This window comes from Leifsonia sp. TF02-11 (genome assembly GCF_017565305.1).
Classification (GTDB): Bacteria; Actinomycetota; Actinomycetes; order Actinomycetales; family Microbacteriaceae; genus Leifsonia.
Genome location: NZ_JAGEKP010000003.1, coordinates 1 through 14,749, shown reverse-complemented (window position 1 = coordinate 14,749; position 14,749 = coordinate 1). Strand labels below are relative to the sequence as shown.

Below are 14,749 nucleotides of genomic sequence, written 5' to 3'. Positions count from 1 at the left end.
GTCATGGACCTGCTGCTCAACCTGCTCGGCCTGCTGTGCCTGATCTGCATCGCTCTGCTCGGCATCGCCGCCTCCGGCTACCTCGCCGCCCGGCGCATGCGCGATGCACAAGAACCCGAACCGTCGACCGACCCCACGGAAAGGAACCAAGAATCATGAACGCACTCAACGAAGCCCTCGTCACCGTCCACGCACGCATCATCACCGTGGCGGCCGTCCCGAACCCCAGCCCCGACTTCTCCGGGCCGGGCGTCGGAGCCTTGCAGACGATCGCGAACGTCGTGTTCGCCATCGTGCTCATCCTCGGCGTGATCGGCGGGCTGATCGCCGCCGGGTTCATCGTCGTCGGCCACGTCTCCAGCAACGGACGTGTGCAGAAGGCGGGCATCATCGGCGTGCTCAGCTGTCTCGCCGGGGTCGCTGTCGCCGGCAGCATCGCAGGGCTGATCAACTGGGGCCAGTCGCTCCACGTGGCGTGACCATCATGATCGCCACTGTCGCATCCGCACCGCCGGATCCGTTCACCCCGAACTATGGCTGCTTCGTCGCCGACTTCGGCTGCCAGGCATCCCAAACCGTCGCCCAGTTCATGGGCTCCACGATCAAGAACCTCGGCGACTTCATCGCCACCATGATCGCCGGCTCCTTCAACACCAACATCGACCAGGGCAGCTGGAACATCGCCCAATCGCAATTCCTGTTCTGGATCGCGGTCACCGCCCCGGTCATTCTGATCGTCGCGCTGGTCCAGATCGGCATCGCGATGATTCTTCAGGACTGGTCACGCATCGGCCGCACCGCCGCCGGCGCCGCGCTCGCCATCCCGTTCAGCGCGATCTGCGTGTGGGGGATGCAGAAGGCGTCCGGCATCACCGACGACATCACACACGCGCTCACCACCGCCGTCCAAGGCGGCGACCTGAGCCAAAGCCTGCTCCGCGTCGTCGGCCTCTTTGACGCCCCGAAGCAGATCCACGGTGCGGTCATGAAGACGATGCAGTTCTCCCAGGACGGCGTCATCTGGGGCATGGCCACACAAGGGGCACAGGGTCCCGGTTCGGTCGGCGAATACGTGATGGCGTTGCTCATCGTTGGACTGATGATGATCGCATCGCTGTTCCTGTTCATCGCCATGTCGATCCGCGAGTTCGGGCTCCTGGCCCTGGCCGCGATGGCTCCGGTCGGGTTGATGATGATCGGCCAGCCCAAGCTCACCGCCTGGGCGCAACGTTGGCTGAATCTCTCCGTCGGGCTCCTCATCGCCAAACCCCTGGCCGCCGGCGTGGTCCTTCTGGCGGTCGAGCTGACCAAGGCCAGCCTCAGTATCGGCGTCATCCTCGTCGCCGCCGGGGCGGTGATCGCCGCCTCATTCAGCCCGCTGTGGGCGACCAAGCTCGTCTCGTTCGCCGGTGCTGAAGTTGGCACCGCTCTCCATCACCGGTTCTCCGTCCGCGACCAGTTCTCGCGGGCGAGTACCGCGGCCGCACCCGTCCGCACTGCGGCACGAGTCGTCAAGGTTGGGAGATAGCTCATGACCACCCTCACTGCAGACCAGATCATCACCGAGGAGGGCGCGCCTCGGGTCCGCTTCGCCGCCCGGGAACGTCGAGGGATCTTCCTCGGGCTGACGTTCCTGCAGCTGGTCGTGATCGGCGCCGCTGTCGCGGTCCTGCTCTCCACTCTGTTCATCGACACCAACGCGATCTGGGCGATGCTGCCGATCGTCGCCGTCGTGGTGTTCTTCGCCCTCGCCACCTACCGGCGCGAACCGGTCATCGTGATCGTCGCCCAAGCGGCGCGTTACGTGCGCAGGAGCCTGACCGGCCAGACGATCTTCCGCCGAGATGTCTGGCTCCGCGTGAGCGTGGCCTCCCTCGACGTGGGGCACGCGCAGGTCGCCGCGGTCACCCCGGTCGTGACCTCGAAGTTCCTCCTCCCTGGCGCGCTCGGGGACGTGCAGATCGTCCATATCCCCGGTGCAGGCGGCTTCATCTACAACGCCCGCGGCCGGCTTGCCTCCGTCACCGTGAAGGTCGGATCGAAGGCGTGGGCGCTGCGCGACAAGGGCACCCAGGAGGCCGCGTACGACGGGTTCGTGGAATGGCTCAGCTCGCTGGAGAATCTGCCCGGTGTCCGTGAGACCACGATCCGGATCCGCGTCGACCGGGCCTCCTCGAACGAGTTGCGCGACTACTTGGTCGTGCGGGAGAACGAGCACGACCCGCAGGTCACCGCCGAGCTGCGCGAGCAGTATTGGGCGCTGACCCGGGCGGCCTCGAAAAGATCGATGGGGTTCACGAACTACATCACCCTCACCTTCGACACCGCCGCACTCAACGGCGCGATCCGGGACGCGGGGAAAGGGCTCACGGGGCTTGCCGCCGTGCTCAAGGAGAGGGTCGCCGGCATCGAGACGTCGATGGAGCACGCCCGACTCACCCCGGCCGGATGGCTCACCTCGGAGGAGCTCGACGAACTGAACGCCCTGTCGGCGGACCCCGTGGCCGCCGCGACGCGACGTGAGCAGGACTCCGGGATCGTATCTGCGCCGTCGCCGGTGATGGGGATCGACGAGGGCTGGGATGCGCTGCGGGTAGACGAGTCCTGGCACCAGACCTTCTGGGTCGCCGAGTGGCCGCGCACCGACGTCCGCACCGGTTTCCTCGAGCCACTTCTCTACGCCGGCGACGCGACCCGGGTGATCACGTTGCAGGTGCGGCCGGTGGCGACGCACAAGGCGCTGGCCCAGCTGAATCGGGCCCAGTCGGACATGGAGACCGCAGCGACGATTCGGATGAAGCTGTCGTCGCGGATTCCGCTGACTCATCTACGGGAGGAGGAGGACCTGGCGGTGCGGGAGCATGACCTTGTCGATGGGTTCGGGGATGTTCAGTATCGCGGGTTCGTGACGATCTCCGCTGAGTCCAAGGACGCCCTCGCCAAGGCCCGGACCGACATCGAGCAAGCGTCGCACCCGGCACGTCTCGTGCTGGCGTCGATGTCGGGGCAGCAGGCCGCCGGGTTCGTCACCGCGGCACTCACGGTGCCGCTGGAAGGGGAATGACATGAAGCAGTCAGCTGTCATCGGCCGGATCCCGGCAAATGAGAAGCCCGGAGCCAACGGACGCCACCGCCAGACCGCTTCCACCCACAAGAACTCCGCCTGGAAGCTGCAATCCGCGGAGTTGCCGGCGTCGAAGATGCCGGCGTGGGGGTGGAAGCAGCCGCACAACCTGCGCGGCCCACTGCGCGCCACCCCACCAGCACACCGGTGCTCCTCAAAAGTGCTGGGTGGTGCATACCCGTTCTTGGCCGAGACCGGGGACATCCTCACCGGCGCGTACATCGGGGAAAATCTCCTCTCCCGGGCGCCGTTCTGCTTCGACCCCTGGGACGCCTACTCGGCCGAAGCCGTCCGCTCCCACTCGGTCGCGATCCTCGGGGTGAAGGGGACAGGCAAGTCGATGCTCGCCAAGTCCTGGTCCTCAAGACTTGCCAGGCTGGGGCGCAAGATCGCCGTCCCGCACGACCCGAACGGGGAGTGGTTGCGCGTCGCTGCGTACGTCGGCGGGAAGTCGATCAGCGTCGGCCCGGGCAAGGCTGCCCGGATCAATCTCCTCGACGAAGGCGCACGGGATCCCTCGTTCTCGGACGAGGACTGGAACCTGAACGTGCTCCAGTACCGTCGCGCGACAGTGAAGACGATCATCCGCCGCCTCCGCGAAGGAGGGAACCTGGAACCGGTCGAGCACACCGCCCTCGACGTCGCACTCGACGCCCTCCGCGGCCAGTCCACCGTCACCATCACCCACGTTTACGACCGTCTCGTCGACCCCGAGCAGAGCCAGCCGCTCGAGGTCGTCGAGGCCGGCCACCGGTTGGCGCACTCGTTGCGGCGAATGGTCTCCGGCGATCTCACCGGGTTCTTCGACGGACCCTCCACCGTCCGGTTCGACGCCGACGCCCCGATGATGGTCGTCGACACCTCCGCGCTGAAAGGGGCATCGCCGGAAGCGCAGGCCCTAGCGCGGCTGGCGACCGCGAACTGGATCCGCCGTTCTTCCCTCGGCGCGAATAGGCAGGCGCGGGTCATCATCCACGAGGAGGCCGCCGTTGAGCTGCTGAACGATGTCTCCGGCGGAGACGGCCTCGCCGACCGGGTCGAGGACGAGAAGATCGCGCGACACCTCGGCACCTCCAACTGGTATCTGCTCCACCGCGTCGCAGACCTGGACGCGCTCGGTGACCGCAACAGCGCACTCCACTCACGGGCGCTCGGGCTCCTCGCGGATTGTGAGACCCGGATCTCGTACGCGCAGCACTCGGGGGAGATCGCGAGGTCGCGGGAGATCCTGGGCTGGAACGACACTCAGGCCGACCTGGTCCGCAAGCTCCATAAAGGGGAGGGGCTCTGGCAGATTGGCCAGGACCGGGTCGCGAAGGTCCGCAATATCTGCACCGACTACGAACTCGGCATCTTCCGCACCGACGCGATGGGTGGTGAACGAGCATGAGGACCCACGGCGCTTCCTGGACGCAGCTCGCCCTCTACAGCCTCTTCGCCATCGTCATTGCCGGCGCCCTCACCACCGGAATCGCCAGCGCGACCATCACCGCAACATGCGGCGCAGGTGGCCAGCCAGGCACCGTCTTCGCCGGTCTGCAACTGGCCATCGGCGGAGACGTTTCCGGCTTCGGCTTGGTGCCGGGGTGCGTGGTGCCTGTCACCCTCATCCGGGTCCTCGCTCTGCTGGCCGTCTTCTTCCTTCTGACCGCGATCGCCGTTGGGGTGGTCTGGTGGCTTCGCTACCGGCAGTCGGACCGGCACTTCATCAACGACCTCCGAGGCCGCGACGGGCTCGCCAAGCCCGGCGAAGTCCGCAAGCACACCTCCGCACGCACCGCTCTTCACCGCGCCAAGACCCTTCGGCCGTCGGTGGCCAACCCCGCGCCGTCGGCCGCGGGCTGGAAGGTCGGGCGGGCCCACGGGCAGGACGTCTACGTGTCGATCGAGGACTCGATCGTGGTTGAGGGCGCGCCCCGGTCCGGGAAGGGCTACCGGTTCATCATCAACGCCATCCTCGACTGGGACGGGCCTTTGATCACCACGTCCACCCGCAACGACAACCTCTCGGCAACGATGCGCGAGCGCGCTCGGGTAGGCGACGTCACGGTGTTCGACCCGCAGGAACTCACCGGTATTCGGTCCGCGCTGCGGATCTCCCCAGTGGCTGGCTGCGAGGATCCCCTGATCGCGGATCAGCGTGGGCAAGCGATTATCGCCGGCACCGCGCTCGGCGCATCCAAGACGAACCAGGAATGGGCGCAGGTGTCCTCCTCCGTCCTCTCGCGACTGCTGCACGCGGCCGCCGTCTCCGGGCGGGGCACCGACGCCCTCGCCCGCTGGGGCTCCAACCCACGCCTCGCCCTCGAGGCCGTTGGTGTGCTCGCCAACCAGGGGACGCCGGGCTGGTCAGAGGACCTAGACGCGATCATCAATGGCGACGAAAAGCTGCTGGCCAACTCCTGGTTCGGAGTCTTCGGCGCACTCCGCCCACTATCAATCCCCGCAATCCGGAAGGCGATGACACCCGGGCCAGGAGAGCAGTTCGACCTCGACGCCTTCCTCGTCGGCTCCAACAGCCTCTATCTCGTCGGCACCGGAGCAGGAGCCGGGTCGGTCGGCGGATTCCTCGGAGCGGTCCTCGATGACATCGTGGAGACCGCGCGCCGCAAGGCACTCGCCTCAGTGGGCTCCCGGCTCGACCTGCCGCTGGCGCTGATCCTCGACGAGATCGCGAACATGTTCTCCTGGCCCGCACTGCCGCGGATCATGGCCGACGGCGGCGGCATCGGCATCTCCACCATCGTCGTCCTCCAAGCTCTGTCCCAGGCCGAGACGGCCTGGTCGCGATCCGAGGCTGACACGATCTGGTCCGCCGCGACGGCCAAGCTCCTGCTCGGTGGTGCGTCCGATGTCGACCACCTGCGGGACATCGAATCGCTTCTCGGGAACCGTCGGATCCGGAACACCGGCCATTCGTACAACGACAACGGATCGTCCACGAATGTGCAGAACGAGAAGGTGCCGGTCATGACGCTCGACGAGATTCGCCGGATGCCCGAAACGGTCGGGCTGCTCGCCTACCGAAACCGGCGCGGGATCCTGCTCGACCTACGGGGGTGGACAGATCGCGATGACGCCCGACAGGTCAGCGCGGGCAAGAAGCTCACCGAGCTCGACCAGCAGGTCGTTTTCGCCGAACAGTATCAAGCCGCGCTCGATCGCCGAGGATCAGCGGGGGAGGGAAACTGATGTCCAACCGTCGCCGTCCCGCCCGGGACAACACCTACCGCACCAACTACCTGCACTCGGGAGCCTGGTTCGCCCGCCGCGACCGATGGTTCCTCGAGGAAGGGTCCCGCAACGGCACCATCCGCTGCGCCCTCTGCCTCGGCGTTGGCAGTGCCCGCAGCCTCGAGCTGCACCACCTCGACTACCGCGGCGTCACTCAAACCCCGCACGGCTGGACCGCCCACGAGCAGCACGAGGACTTGACGGCCCTGCATCCGCGCTGCCACGAATACGTTCACCAGCTCATCGACCGCGACCGCGTGTTCTCCGGGTTCGTCTCCCGCCGGAGCGCCTCACTCCAAGCCATCGCCCGGCTACGGGCGAAGATCGCCCACTACATCGAAGCCTCACTGGAGCAGCAGTGACCGACGACATCCCCCTCGACGACCTCGTCGCCTCCCTCGCCGCAGGCTGGGAAGACCAAGCGCCCCGGCAGACTCCGGGGATGCTCGGCATCCGCGTCATCAACTGGCGCACCCTGGAGGACGAGGACGCCCCGCAGGTCTGGACCGACCTGCGGAGCTGGGTGGTCTGGTTCACCCATCGCTACAACATCGCTCCGAGGAAGATCCCGCCCTGCTGGTTCAAGCACGGCGCGCTCGTCGAGGAACTCTCCGCCCTGCACACCGCCTGGCTGGTCTCCTACGACAGCCTCGACGCCGGCTACGGACCCATCGGCTGGCACGAACGCCTCGCCGTCGCGCTGCCCCGACTGGCGACTTGGTACAACGGCGAATGCCATAACGGCCACACCGAACTCCTACAAACCGGCGACGACACAATCCCCACGGAGTGGGCCGATTGGATTCGCCAGAGCCACGCCAATCCGCAAGCCGAACGCCGCTGATTGCGCGCCCTCTGCGCGCATCTTCCGAGCCCGACCCGGAAGTTCTAAGTGAAAGCGACCCAACAGATGGCCGCCAAATGGAAAGGAAGAAAGATGAGCACACGAGTCCCGATCAGCATCGAAGGCAACCTCGTCGCCGACCCCGACTACGGCGAGTCCCAGAACGGCACGAAGTTCGCCAAGTTCACCGTCGCCGTCACCGACCGCAAGCTCGAAGACGGCAAGTGGGTCGACGGAGACACCCAGTACCACCGCACCACCGTCTTCGGCCGCACCGCCGAGAACGTCCGCGCCAGCCTCGCCAAAGGCGACACCGTCATCGTCAACGGCAACCTCGAGTTCCGCCACTGGACCGACCAAGCCACCGGCGAACCCCGAGCCGCCACCGAAGTCGTCGCCGACAGCGTCGGCCCCTCCCTCCGCTACACCACCGCGGAAGTCATCCGCCGCGCCCCAAAAGCTGAAGGCCCGGACACATACGTGACCGGGCCAGTCGCCACCGTCGCGTCAGCCGGGCGAGCGCCGGCCGTTGTCTAGTCCGAAACAGTAGGTGGGGTGGTCCTTTGGCCACCCCACCTTCGCGTGCCCCATGGGGCTTCGCCGCGTTGCATCAGCTTGGCCCTGGAATGCTAGAGAGATCGGTAAGTAGATACCTCCGCCGGACCCGCCGCATCCGCTCGTCGTCGCCCCAGGACTCGATCGATATCGTCAGAAGCCCCAATGCCTCCAATTCCTTCGTCGCGCGGGTCCAGGTGTCATCGGACATTCCATATTGACTGAACCCGGAGCAGCAGGTCTTCGACGCGATGATGGACGGCTGGCGGAATCAGCAGCTCTCACGCGGGCTCCGTGAGCAGACGATTCAGAACCGCACGGCGACGGTGCTCCGGTTCCGGGATTTCGTGGACAAGCCGCCGTGGAAGTGGACGGTCGCGGACGTCGACGATTTCACGAGGGAAGCCACCGATCGCACGCTGACCCTGTCGACGCTGCGCCACCATCATGGAGCCATCCGCGGGTTCTGCGACTACCTGACGAACCCGTTGTACGACTGGATGGAGATCTGCGAACGGGAGTTCAGCGAGATCCCGTCGCAGGTGTGCTTGCCGTGGAACACGGTTGCGCACCGGTTCGAGTTCGAGGGCGACGGGAAGCGCCGCCCGTTCACCTACGACGAGGTGGAGCGCCTGTTTGACACCGCCGACGCCCGTGTCGAGCTGCTTGTGAACTCCGGGCGGAAGGGCGCGCTCGGGGCGTTGCGGGACGCGCAGCTGCTGAAGACGGTCTACGCGTTCGGGCTGCACCGCACCGAGGCGGTGATGCTCGACACCGTCGACCTGCACCACAACGCCGAGATGCGTCAGTGGCGGCGCTACGGCGCGATCCACGTGCGGTGGGCGAAGGCCGCGGGAGGCGGTGCGCCTCGTCGTCGTACAGTGCTGCTGGTGCCGGAGTTCGACTGGTGGGTGCCGGGCATGCAGCAATGGCTCGAGCAGGCTCGGGAGCGATTCGCTCCCGGCGACGACCTCGACGCGCTCTGGGTGACCGAGCGCCGCACGCGCCTGTCCGCCGGCTACCTCGACCGAAGGTTCGCGGAGCTGCGTGACGAGGCCGGCCTGTCGAAGGATCTGACGCTGCACAGCCTCCGACATTCCTACGTCACGCACTTGCTGGAGTTCGGCTACGCCGAGCGCTTCGTCCAGGAGCAGGTCGGGCACATGCACGCGTCGACGACCTCGATCTATGCCTCTGTCAGCTCGGACTACAAGAACCGGGTGCTCGCGGAGGCGCTGAAGTCCCTCATCGAAGGAGAAGCGGGATGACCGTTGAACTCGAGACTGGCTGGAACCTGCGCAGCGTGATGGCGTCGCGCGGGATCTTCCAGACCTCCAAGCTGAAGCCGCTGCTCGAGGAGCGCGGCATCGACCTCTCCCGGGAGCAGGTGTATCGGCTGGTGACGCAGCCGCCGCAGCGGGTGCGTCTTGACGTCCTCGCCGCGCTCTGTGACGCACTGGGGTGCTCTCTCGACGATCTCGTGACGATCACCCGCCGCGAGGCCGCGGCCCCGGTGGCTGTGGGCGAGGAGGCGACGCGCGGGTCAATCGGTGATCTCCGCCCCGTTCGCGCGACGATCCGCCGTCCACGCACGAATTAGGCCCGTCGTGGCCAAGCTGCCGCAGGAGCCGAGGGTCGCGGAAGTCGTGATGCTCATCCAGTGGGGCGCGCTCGAGATCCCGGCGGAACGCCTCGCCGAGATCGTGAGCACAGTCGCTCCGGTACCGCTCACGCAACGCCTTCTTGAGCTTGCCCTCCTCAAGCAGCCTGGAGTCCTCGAAGGCCGTCACCAGAACGTGCCGGTGACGGTCCAGGACCTCGCGCACGCGCTCATCGCGGAAGGGGCGAGCCGGGTCGTCCTGCCGACGTGCGAGACATGCGGGCGCGCTGTCCGCATGCCGCACAAGACGCCGAGCGGCGGACGTCGCTGCTCCCGGTGCGAGAGGAATGCCAGATCCGTCGCGTGCGCGACATGCGGGCGGGAGAGGCCAGTGCAGCGCACCATCAGCGGAAAGCGGTACTGCCGCGAATGCTGGCGCGCCGACCCCCGCTCGTTCGGCCACTGCTCGCGGTGTGGTCAGCACGCGACCATCGTCGTCCGTCGCCCCGAGCTCGTCTGCCTGGCCTGTTACACCGCGCCGATCAAGACCTGCGGGGTCTGCGGGGAGCCCGGCAGAGTCGCGTCCCACCTCGACGGGCGACGCGTCTGCGCCCGCTGCTACTACGCGATGCGCACTCCGCAGCCCTGTCCGGAGTGCGGGCGCAAGGTGTTCCTCACCGGGTTCATGAACGACCAGAAGGTGTGCGCCGATTGCGCGGGCACCCCGGTCACGATGGCGTGTCCTGGTTGCGGTTCGATCGAGGAGGTCCGCAAGCACCGCCTGTGCGTCGAGTGCCGCCGGCCCATCGCAATCCGCCGGCTCCTCGCCGACGACACTGGAGTGATCCGTGCGGAACTACAACCTCTCGCGGACTACCTGATCACGCACCATGGCAAAGCGATCTCGCTCGAGCGGTGGTTGCACAAGAGCAAGTGCGCAGCCGTGCTCAGCGAGCTCGCAGACGGGACCCTGCCCCTTGCCGCCGACGCAATCATCATCAGAGCCAGGTCGGGGCAGTCCGCGGCGTTCCTCCTCTCACTGTTGGTCCGCTCTGGCGTTCTGCCGGAGCTCGACGTCGAGGCCGCGCGCTTCGACCACTGGCTCGAGGAATGGCTGGCCAACGTCGAGCATGCCGAGGACCGGCTGATCCTGCGCCGGTACTGCACCTGGGAGCTGCTCCGTTCGACCCGTGCGTTCCGGGCGGTGTCCCGCAGCCCATCGAGCCCCGCCGTCGGCTTCCAGCGGCAACGAGCAGCACTCAAGCACTGCGCCGCGCTCCTTCACGAGATCCGATCGCAGCACGAGACGATCGCCACTTTCCCGCAACGCCGCCTCGACGCGCTTCTCACCGACTCGCCGAGCCAGCGCGACGCGCTGGCTCCATTCACTCGTTGGCTGCGACGGCACCGGCTGAGCACCCTCCGCGTCGAGTTCCGCATGAGTCGCCTCGAGGGCCGGCACTACGAGTCCGACCATCGGTGGCAGATGGCCCGCCGATTCCTCACCGACGCGGACATGGACTCGAGGACCCGCACCGCGGGCCTGCTCGTGCTCCTCTACGGTATCCAGCTCACCCGCATCGTCACCCTCACCCGCGATCAGGTCGACGCGACCTCCCGCCCGGTGAAACTCACCGTCGGAACCGAGCCGATCGAACTCCCCGAGGCCCTCGGGAACGCGATCGTCGACCTCGTCGACGCATCGATGCGCCATCCCGAGGGGTGGCTCTTCCCTGGCAGAAACCCGGGGCTGCACTTGACCCCGGGGCCAATCAGCCGCCGTCTCCGTGCGGAGGGACTCCGCTCCGGGAGCGCCCGGACCACGGCCCTGATCGAGCTCACCCGTCAGATGCACCCCCGGATCGTCTCCGACTTGCTCGGTATCACACCAGCATCCGCGGCCGCGTGGTCGCGCCTCGCCAGCGGCGATTGGTCGGACTACCCGAAGGTCCGCGCAGTGCCCGGCTGAAGTGAGTGGGTGGCCTGGCCCACGACCTCCTTGACGTCCTCAGCCGTTGAGCGTCTCGCGCGCGATCGGTAGCAGGAGGTTCAGGCACACCAGGCCGACACCGACCACGACGAAGACGTCGGCGACGTTTCCGACGAACAGGTCGCCGTAGGCGAGGAAGTCGGTGACGTGCCCGCGCGCGAACGAGGGCGGGTTCACGAGCCGGTCGACGAGGTTGCCGACCGCGCCTCCCAGGATCAGTCCCAACGCAAGACCCCACCGTGCGCCGTGCAGCCGCACGGCGAAGGCGACCACCGCGGCGGACGCGAGCACGCCGATGAGGGTGATGATCCAGGTGGCCCCGGAGCCGAGCGAGAACGCGGCTCCGGGGTTGTAGACCAGCGACAGGCCGAACAGATCACCGAGAAGCGGGATCCGCTCACCCTGCGTCAGCTGCGCCACCGCGAGGGCCTTGGAGCCCTGGTCGATCACCAGAGCGAGCACCGCGACGGCGAGGGTGACACCGAGCGCCCGCCCGCTGCCCCTGGACGACTCACTCGTCTTCTCGACAACAACGACATCCTGCGCGGTCACGCGCTGACCTTCCGCGTCCGGGCGGCGCGCAGGCCGTTGAGGATCACGACGACCTCGGCGATCTCGTGCACCAGCACCACGGCCGCGAGACCGAGGACGCCGAACAGGGCCAGCGGGAGCAAGGCAGTAATGATCAGCAGCGACAGGAGGATGTTCTGGTTGATGATGTGCCGTCCTCGGCGGGCGTGGTCGAACGCGCGCGGCAGTAGGCGCAGGTCGTGCCCGGTGAAGGCGACGTCGGCGGACTCGATCGCGGCATCCGACCCGGTCGCGCCCATCGCGATCCCGATGTCCGCCGCCGCGAGGGCCGGCGCGTCGTTGATGCCGTCGCCGATCATCGCGACTGGCCCGTGCGTGCCGAGCTCGCCGATCGCGGCGGCCTTGTCCTCGGGGCGCAGCTCGGCGCGCACGTCCTCGATCCCGGCCTGCGCGGCCAGCGCGCGGGCGGTACGGGCGTTGTCGCCGGTGAGCATCGTGACACCGACGCCCTGGGCAGCGAGGGTGCGGACCACTTCCGGAACTTCAGAGCGCAGCTCGTCGCGGACGCCGATCGCAGCCACGGACAGACCGTCGCGGTGCACGATCACGACCGTCATGCCCTGCTCCTCCAGCCCTGCGACCCGGTCTCCGAGCGTCCCGGCGTCGAGCCAGCGCGGGCTGCCGACCGTGATCCGCGCACCGCCGAGCGTGCCTTCGATGCCGTGCCCGGCCTGCTCGGTCACACCCTCGGCCGCGGCGGCTCCCGGTGCGGCGGCCGTGATCGCGGCGGCGAGGGGGTGGGTGCTGTGCTGCTCCAGCGCGGCAGCCCAAGCCAGCGCCTCCTCCTCTGTGATGCCGTCGGCGGTGAGCACGGCGGTGACGGCGGGCTCGTTGCGGGTGAGGGTGCCGGTCTTGTCGACGGCGACGTGACGGATCACGCCGAAACGCTCGAACGCGGCACCGGACTTGATGATCACGCCGAACTTGCTCGCCGACCCGATCGCGGCCACCACCGTCAGCGGCACCGAGATCGCCAGCGCACATGGAGACGCCGCAACTAACACGACGAGGGCGCGGGTGATCCACAGCTCCGGGTCGCCGAGCAGCGACCCGATGATCGCGACGAGGGCAGCGAGGATGAGCACACCCGGGACGAGAGGGCGCGCGATCCGGTCCGCGAGACGCGCCCGGTCGCCCTTCTCCGCCTGCGCCTGCTCCACGAGCTCCACGATCGTGGTCAGCGAGTTGTCGGTGCCCGCCGCGGTCGTCTCGACCTCCAACGCCCCGGCGGTGTTGATCGCACCGGCCGACACTGTGTCTCCGGGCTCGACCTCGACCGGGATGGACTCCCCGGTGATCGCGGACGTGTCCAGGCTGGAACGTCCCGTGCGGACGACGCCGTCGGTTGCGATCCGCTCGCCCGGCCGCACCAGCATCAGCTGCCCTGCTTGGAGGTCCTTCGCGGCAACCTCGACCGAGACGCCGTCGCGGCGGACGGTCGCGGTCTCGGGGACGAGCTTGAGCAGCGCCCGCAGCCCGCCGCGGGCGCGGTCCATCGCCTTGTCCTCCAGCGCCTCGGCGATCGAGTACAGGAACGCCAGCGCGGCGGCCTCCTCGACATACCCGAGGATGACCGCGCCGACCGCGCTGATCGTCATCAGCAGGCTGATGCTCAGCTTGCCCTTGAACAACTTCCGGATCGCGCCCGGGGTGAAGGTCGACGCACCCAGCAGCAGGCCGATCCAGAACGCCACCAGCGCCGGGATCTCCATCCCGGACCACTCCAGGATCAGACCGGTCAGGAACGCGACGCCGGAGAGCACCGGGACCATGATCCCGCGATCGGTCCACCAAGGACCGTCGTGGTCATCATCGTCATCGTCGCGCTCGACGCCCTCCACCTGGGACTTCGTCACATCGCTCATGCGCCCGCCCCGATTCCGCAGCAGCCCGGCACAGTGCACGACGCATCTACACACGGCGCGTTCTCGTCCACCGCGAGCGTGACATCTAAAAGCGCGGCCAGCGCCGCCGCGAGATGCGGGTCGGCAATCTCGTAGCGCGTCTGCCGCCCCTCGGGCTCGGCAACCACAATCCCGCAGTCACGCAGACAGGTGAGGTGGTTGGAGACGTTCGAGCGGGTCAGCTCCAGCTCACGCGAGAGCACGGCCGGGTAGCTTGGGCCGCCGAGCAGAGTCATCAGGATCCGGGAACGCGTCGGGTCCGCCATCGCCCGGCCGAGCCGGTTCATGACGTCGAGGCGTGAAGCAATAGTCAGCATCTACTGAACTATACAGCAGGCGCTGACTAATCATTCAGAGTCGAGAACCTCGAATACGCGACTCGGCAACAATCGGAGCTACCAGTAGCGCGTTCCGGTAGCGTTCTCCCCTCACCCGGCAGCAACCAAGGTCTCGTCGGACTCAGATGGCGAGTTGCGCCAACGTGACGCCGGTCGAATGTGCCTCGCCACGTCCGCTTACCGTCGACGCCGGTCAAGTCCCTGGTGGTGGTGTAGCGCGGTGTCCTTCGGTGTGATGGGTTAGGCGCTGAGTTCGAGGACGGGCTGGTCGGTCATCTCCTTGCTGTTGTCCGTGATGAGGGTGAGGCGGCTCTTGGCGAGGATGTCGAGGCCGAGGTAGCGGCGTCCTTCGGCCCATTCGTCGGTCTGCTCGGCGAGGACAGCACCGACGAGACGGATGATCGCGTCGCGGTTGGGGAAGATTCCGACGCTGTCGGTGCGGCGGCGGATCTCCCGGTTCAGGCGCTCGTTGGGGTTGTTGGACCAGATCTGGGACCAGAGCCCGTCGGGGAACTGGGTGAACGCGAGGATGTCCGCGCGGGCGGTGTCAAGGTGGTCGTGCGCCTCGG

General features: G+C 67.6%; 16 protein-coding genes. 12 read left to right on the top strand and 4 right to left on the bottom strand.

The genetic code is table 11. The features are described 5' to 3' along the window. Positions 1-3: 3 nt before the first annotated feature. From JNB50_RS02165 to JNB50_RS02110, 12 genes are all read left to right on the top strand, one after another. A complete protein-coding gene (locus JNB50_RS02165) occupies positions 4-159 on the top strand; it encodes a hypothetical protein (RefSeq protein WP_208038479.1) in 156 nt (51 codons plus the stop codon). Continuing rightward, positions 156-479, top strand: a complete 324-nt coding sequence (locus JNB50_RS02160; RefSeq protein ID WP_179603916.1) for a hypothetical protein — start codon at positions 156-158, stop codon at positions 477-479. Before JNB50_RS02165 ends, JNB50_RS02160 begins: the two co-directional genes overlap by 4 nt. Before the next feature lie 5 nt (positions 480-484). After that, entirely contained in the window at positions 485-1,528 is a 1,044-nt protein-coding gene (locus JNB50_RS02155) for a hypothetical protein (protein ID WP_208038478.1), read from the top strand. A gap of 3 nt (positions 1,529-1,531) precedes the next feature. Next, the gene (locus JNB50_RS02150; RefSeq protein ID WP_208038477.1) at positions 1,532-3,064 is read left to right on the top strand and encodes an SCO6880 family protein; all 1,533 of its coding nucleotides are present in this window, start codon (positions 1,532-1,534) and stop codon (positions 3,062-3,064) included. Between the two features lies 1 nt (position 3,065). After that, complete coding sequence (locus JNB50_RS02145) at positions 3,066-4,514, top strand: ATP-binding protein (protein WP_208038476.1); 1,449 nt, start codon at positions 3,066-3,068, stop codon at positions 4,512-4,514. Beyond that, positions 4,511-6,316: a type IV secretory system conjugative DNA transfer family protein gene (locus JNB50_RS02140; protein ID WP_243767934.1), complete on the top strand. Its 1,806-nt coding sequence runs from the start codon at positions 4,511-4,513 to the stop codon at positions 6,314-6,316. Before JNB50_RS02145 ends, JNB50_RS02140 begins: the two co-directional genes overlap by 4 nt. Next, positions 6,316-6,720 (top strand): hypothetical protein, encoded by a 405-nt coding sequence (locus tag JNB50_RS02135; RefSeq protein ID WP_179603911.1) that lies wholly within the window; start codon positions 6,316-6,318, stop codon positions 6,718-6,720. The genes JNB50_RS02140 and JNB50_RS02135 overlap by 1 nt, the downstream gene beginning before the upstream one ends. Further along, entirely contained in the window at positions 6,717-7,202 is a 486-nt protein-coding gene (locus JNB50_RS02130; protein ID WP_179603910.1) for a hypothetical protein, read from the top strand. Before JNB50_RS02135 ends, JNB50_RS02130 begins: the two co-directional genes overlap by 4 nt. Before the next feature lie 93 nt (positions 7,203-7,295). Further along, entirely contained in the window at positions 7,296-7,739 is a 444-nt protein-coding gene (locus tag JNB50_RS02125) for a single-stranded DNA-binding protein (RefSeq protein ID WP_208038475.1), read from the top strand. Positions 7,740-8,008: 269 nt separating this feature from the next. Next, positions 8,009-9,025, top strand: coding sequence for a tyrosine-type recombinase/integrase (locus JNB50_RS02120; protein WP_021758369.1), 1,017 nt, complete (start codon positions 8,009-8,011; stop codon positions 9,023-9,025). Next, positions 9,022-9,357, top strand: a complete 336-nt coding sequence (locus tag JNB50_RS02115; protein WP_021758370.1) for a helix-turn-helix transcriptional regulator — start codon at positions 9,022-9,024, stop codon at positions 9,355-9,357. The genes JNB50_RS02120 and JNB50_RS02115 overlap by 4 nt, the downstream gene beginning before the upstream one ends. A gap of 7 nt (positions 9,358-9,364) precedes the next feature. Beyond that, a complete protein-coding gene (locus tag JNB50_RS02110) occupies positions 9,365-11,326 on the top strand; it encodes a hypothetical protein (protein WP_021758371.1) in 1,962 nt (653 codons plus the stop codon). A 39-nt stretch (positions 11,327-11,365) separates the two neighbouring features. Here JNB50_RS02110 and lspA read toward each other — a convergent pair whose 3' ends face one another. The 4 genes from lspA to JNB50_RS02090 form a co-directional block, all read right to left on the bottom strand. Then, entirely contained in the window at positions 11,366-11,899 is a 534-nt protein-coding gene (gene lspA / locus JNB50_RS02105; protein WP_021758372.1) for a signal peptidase II, read from the bottom strand. Then, positions 11,896-13,803, bottom strand: coding sequence for a cation-translocating P-type ATPase (locus JNB50_RS02100; RefSeq protein ID WP_021758373.1), 1,908 nt, complete (start codon positions 13,801-13,803; stop codon positions 11,896-11,898). Before JNB50_RS02100 ends, lspA begins: the two co-directional genes overlap by 4 nt. Beyond that, complete coding sequence (locus JNB50_RS02095) at positions 13,800-14,159, bottom strand: helix-turn-helix transcriptional regulator (RefSeq protein WP_021758374.1); 360 nt, start codon at positions 14,157-14,159, stop codon at positions 13,800-13,802. Before JNB50_RS02095 ends, JNB50_RS02100 begins: the two co-directional genes overlap by 4 nt. Positions 14,160-14,420: 261 nt before the next feature. Next, on the bottom strand, positions 14,421-14,749 hold a 329-nt coding region (locus tag JNB50_RS02090; RefSeq protein WP_208038474.1), incomplete at its 5' end, for a transposase.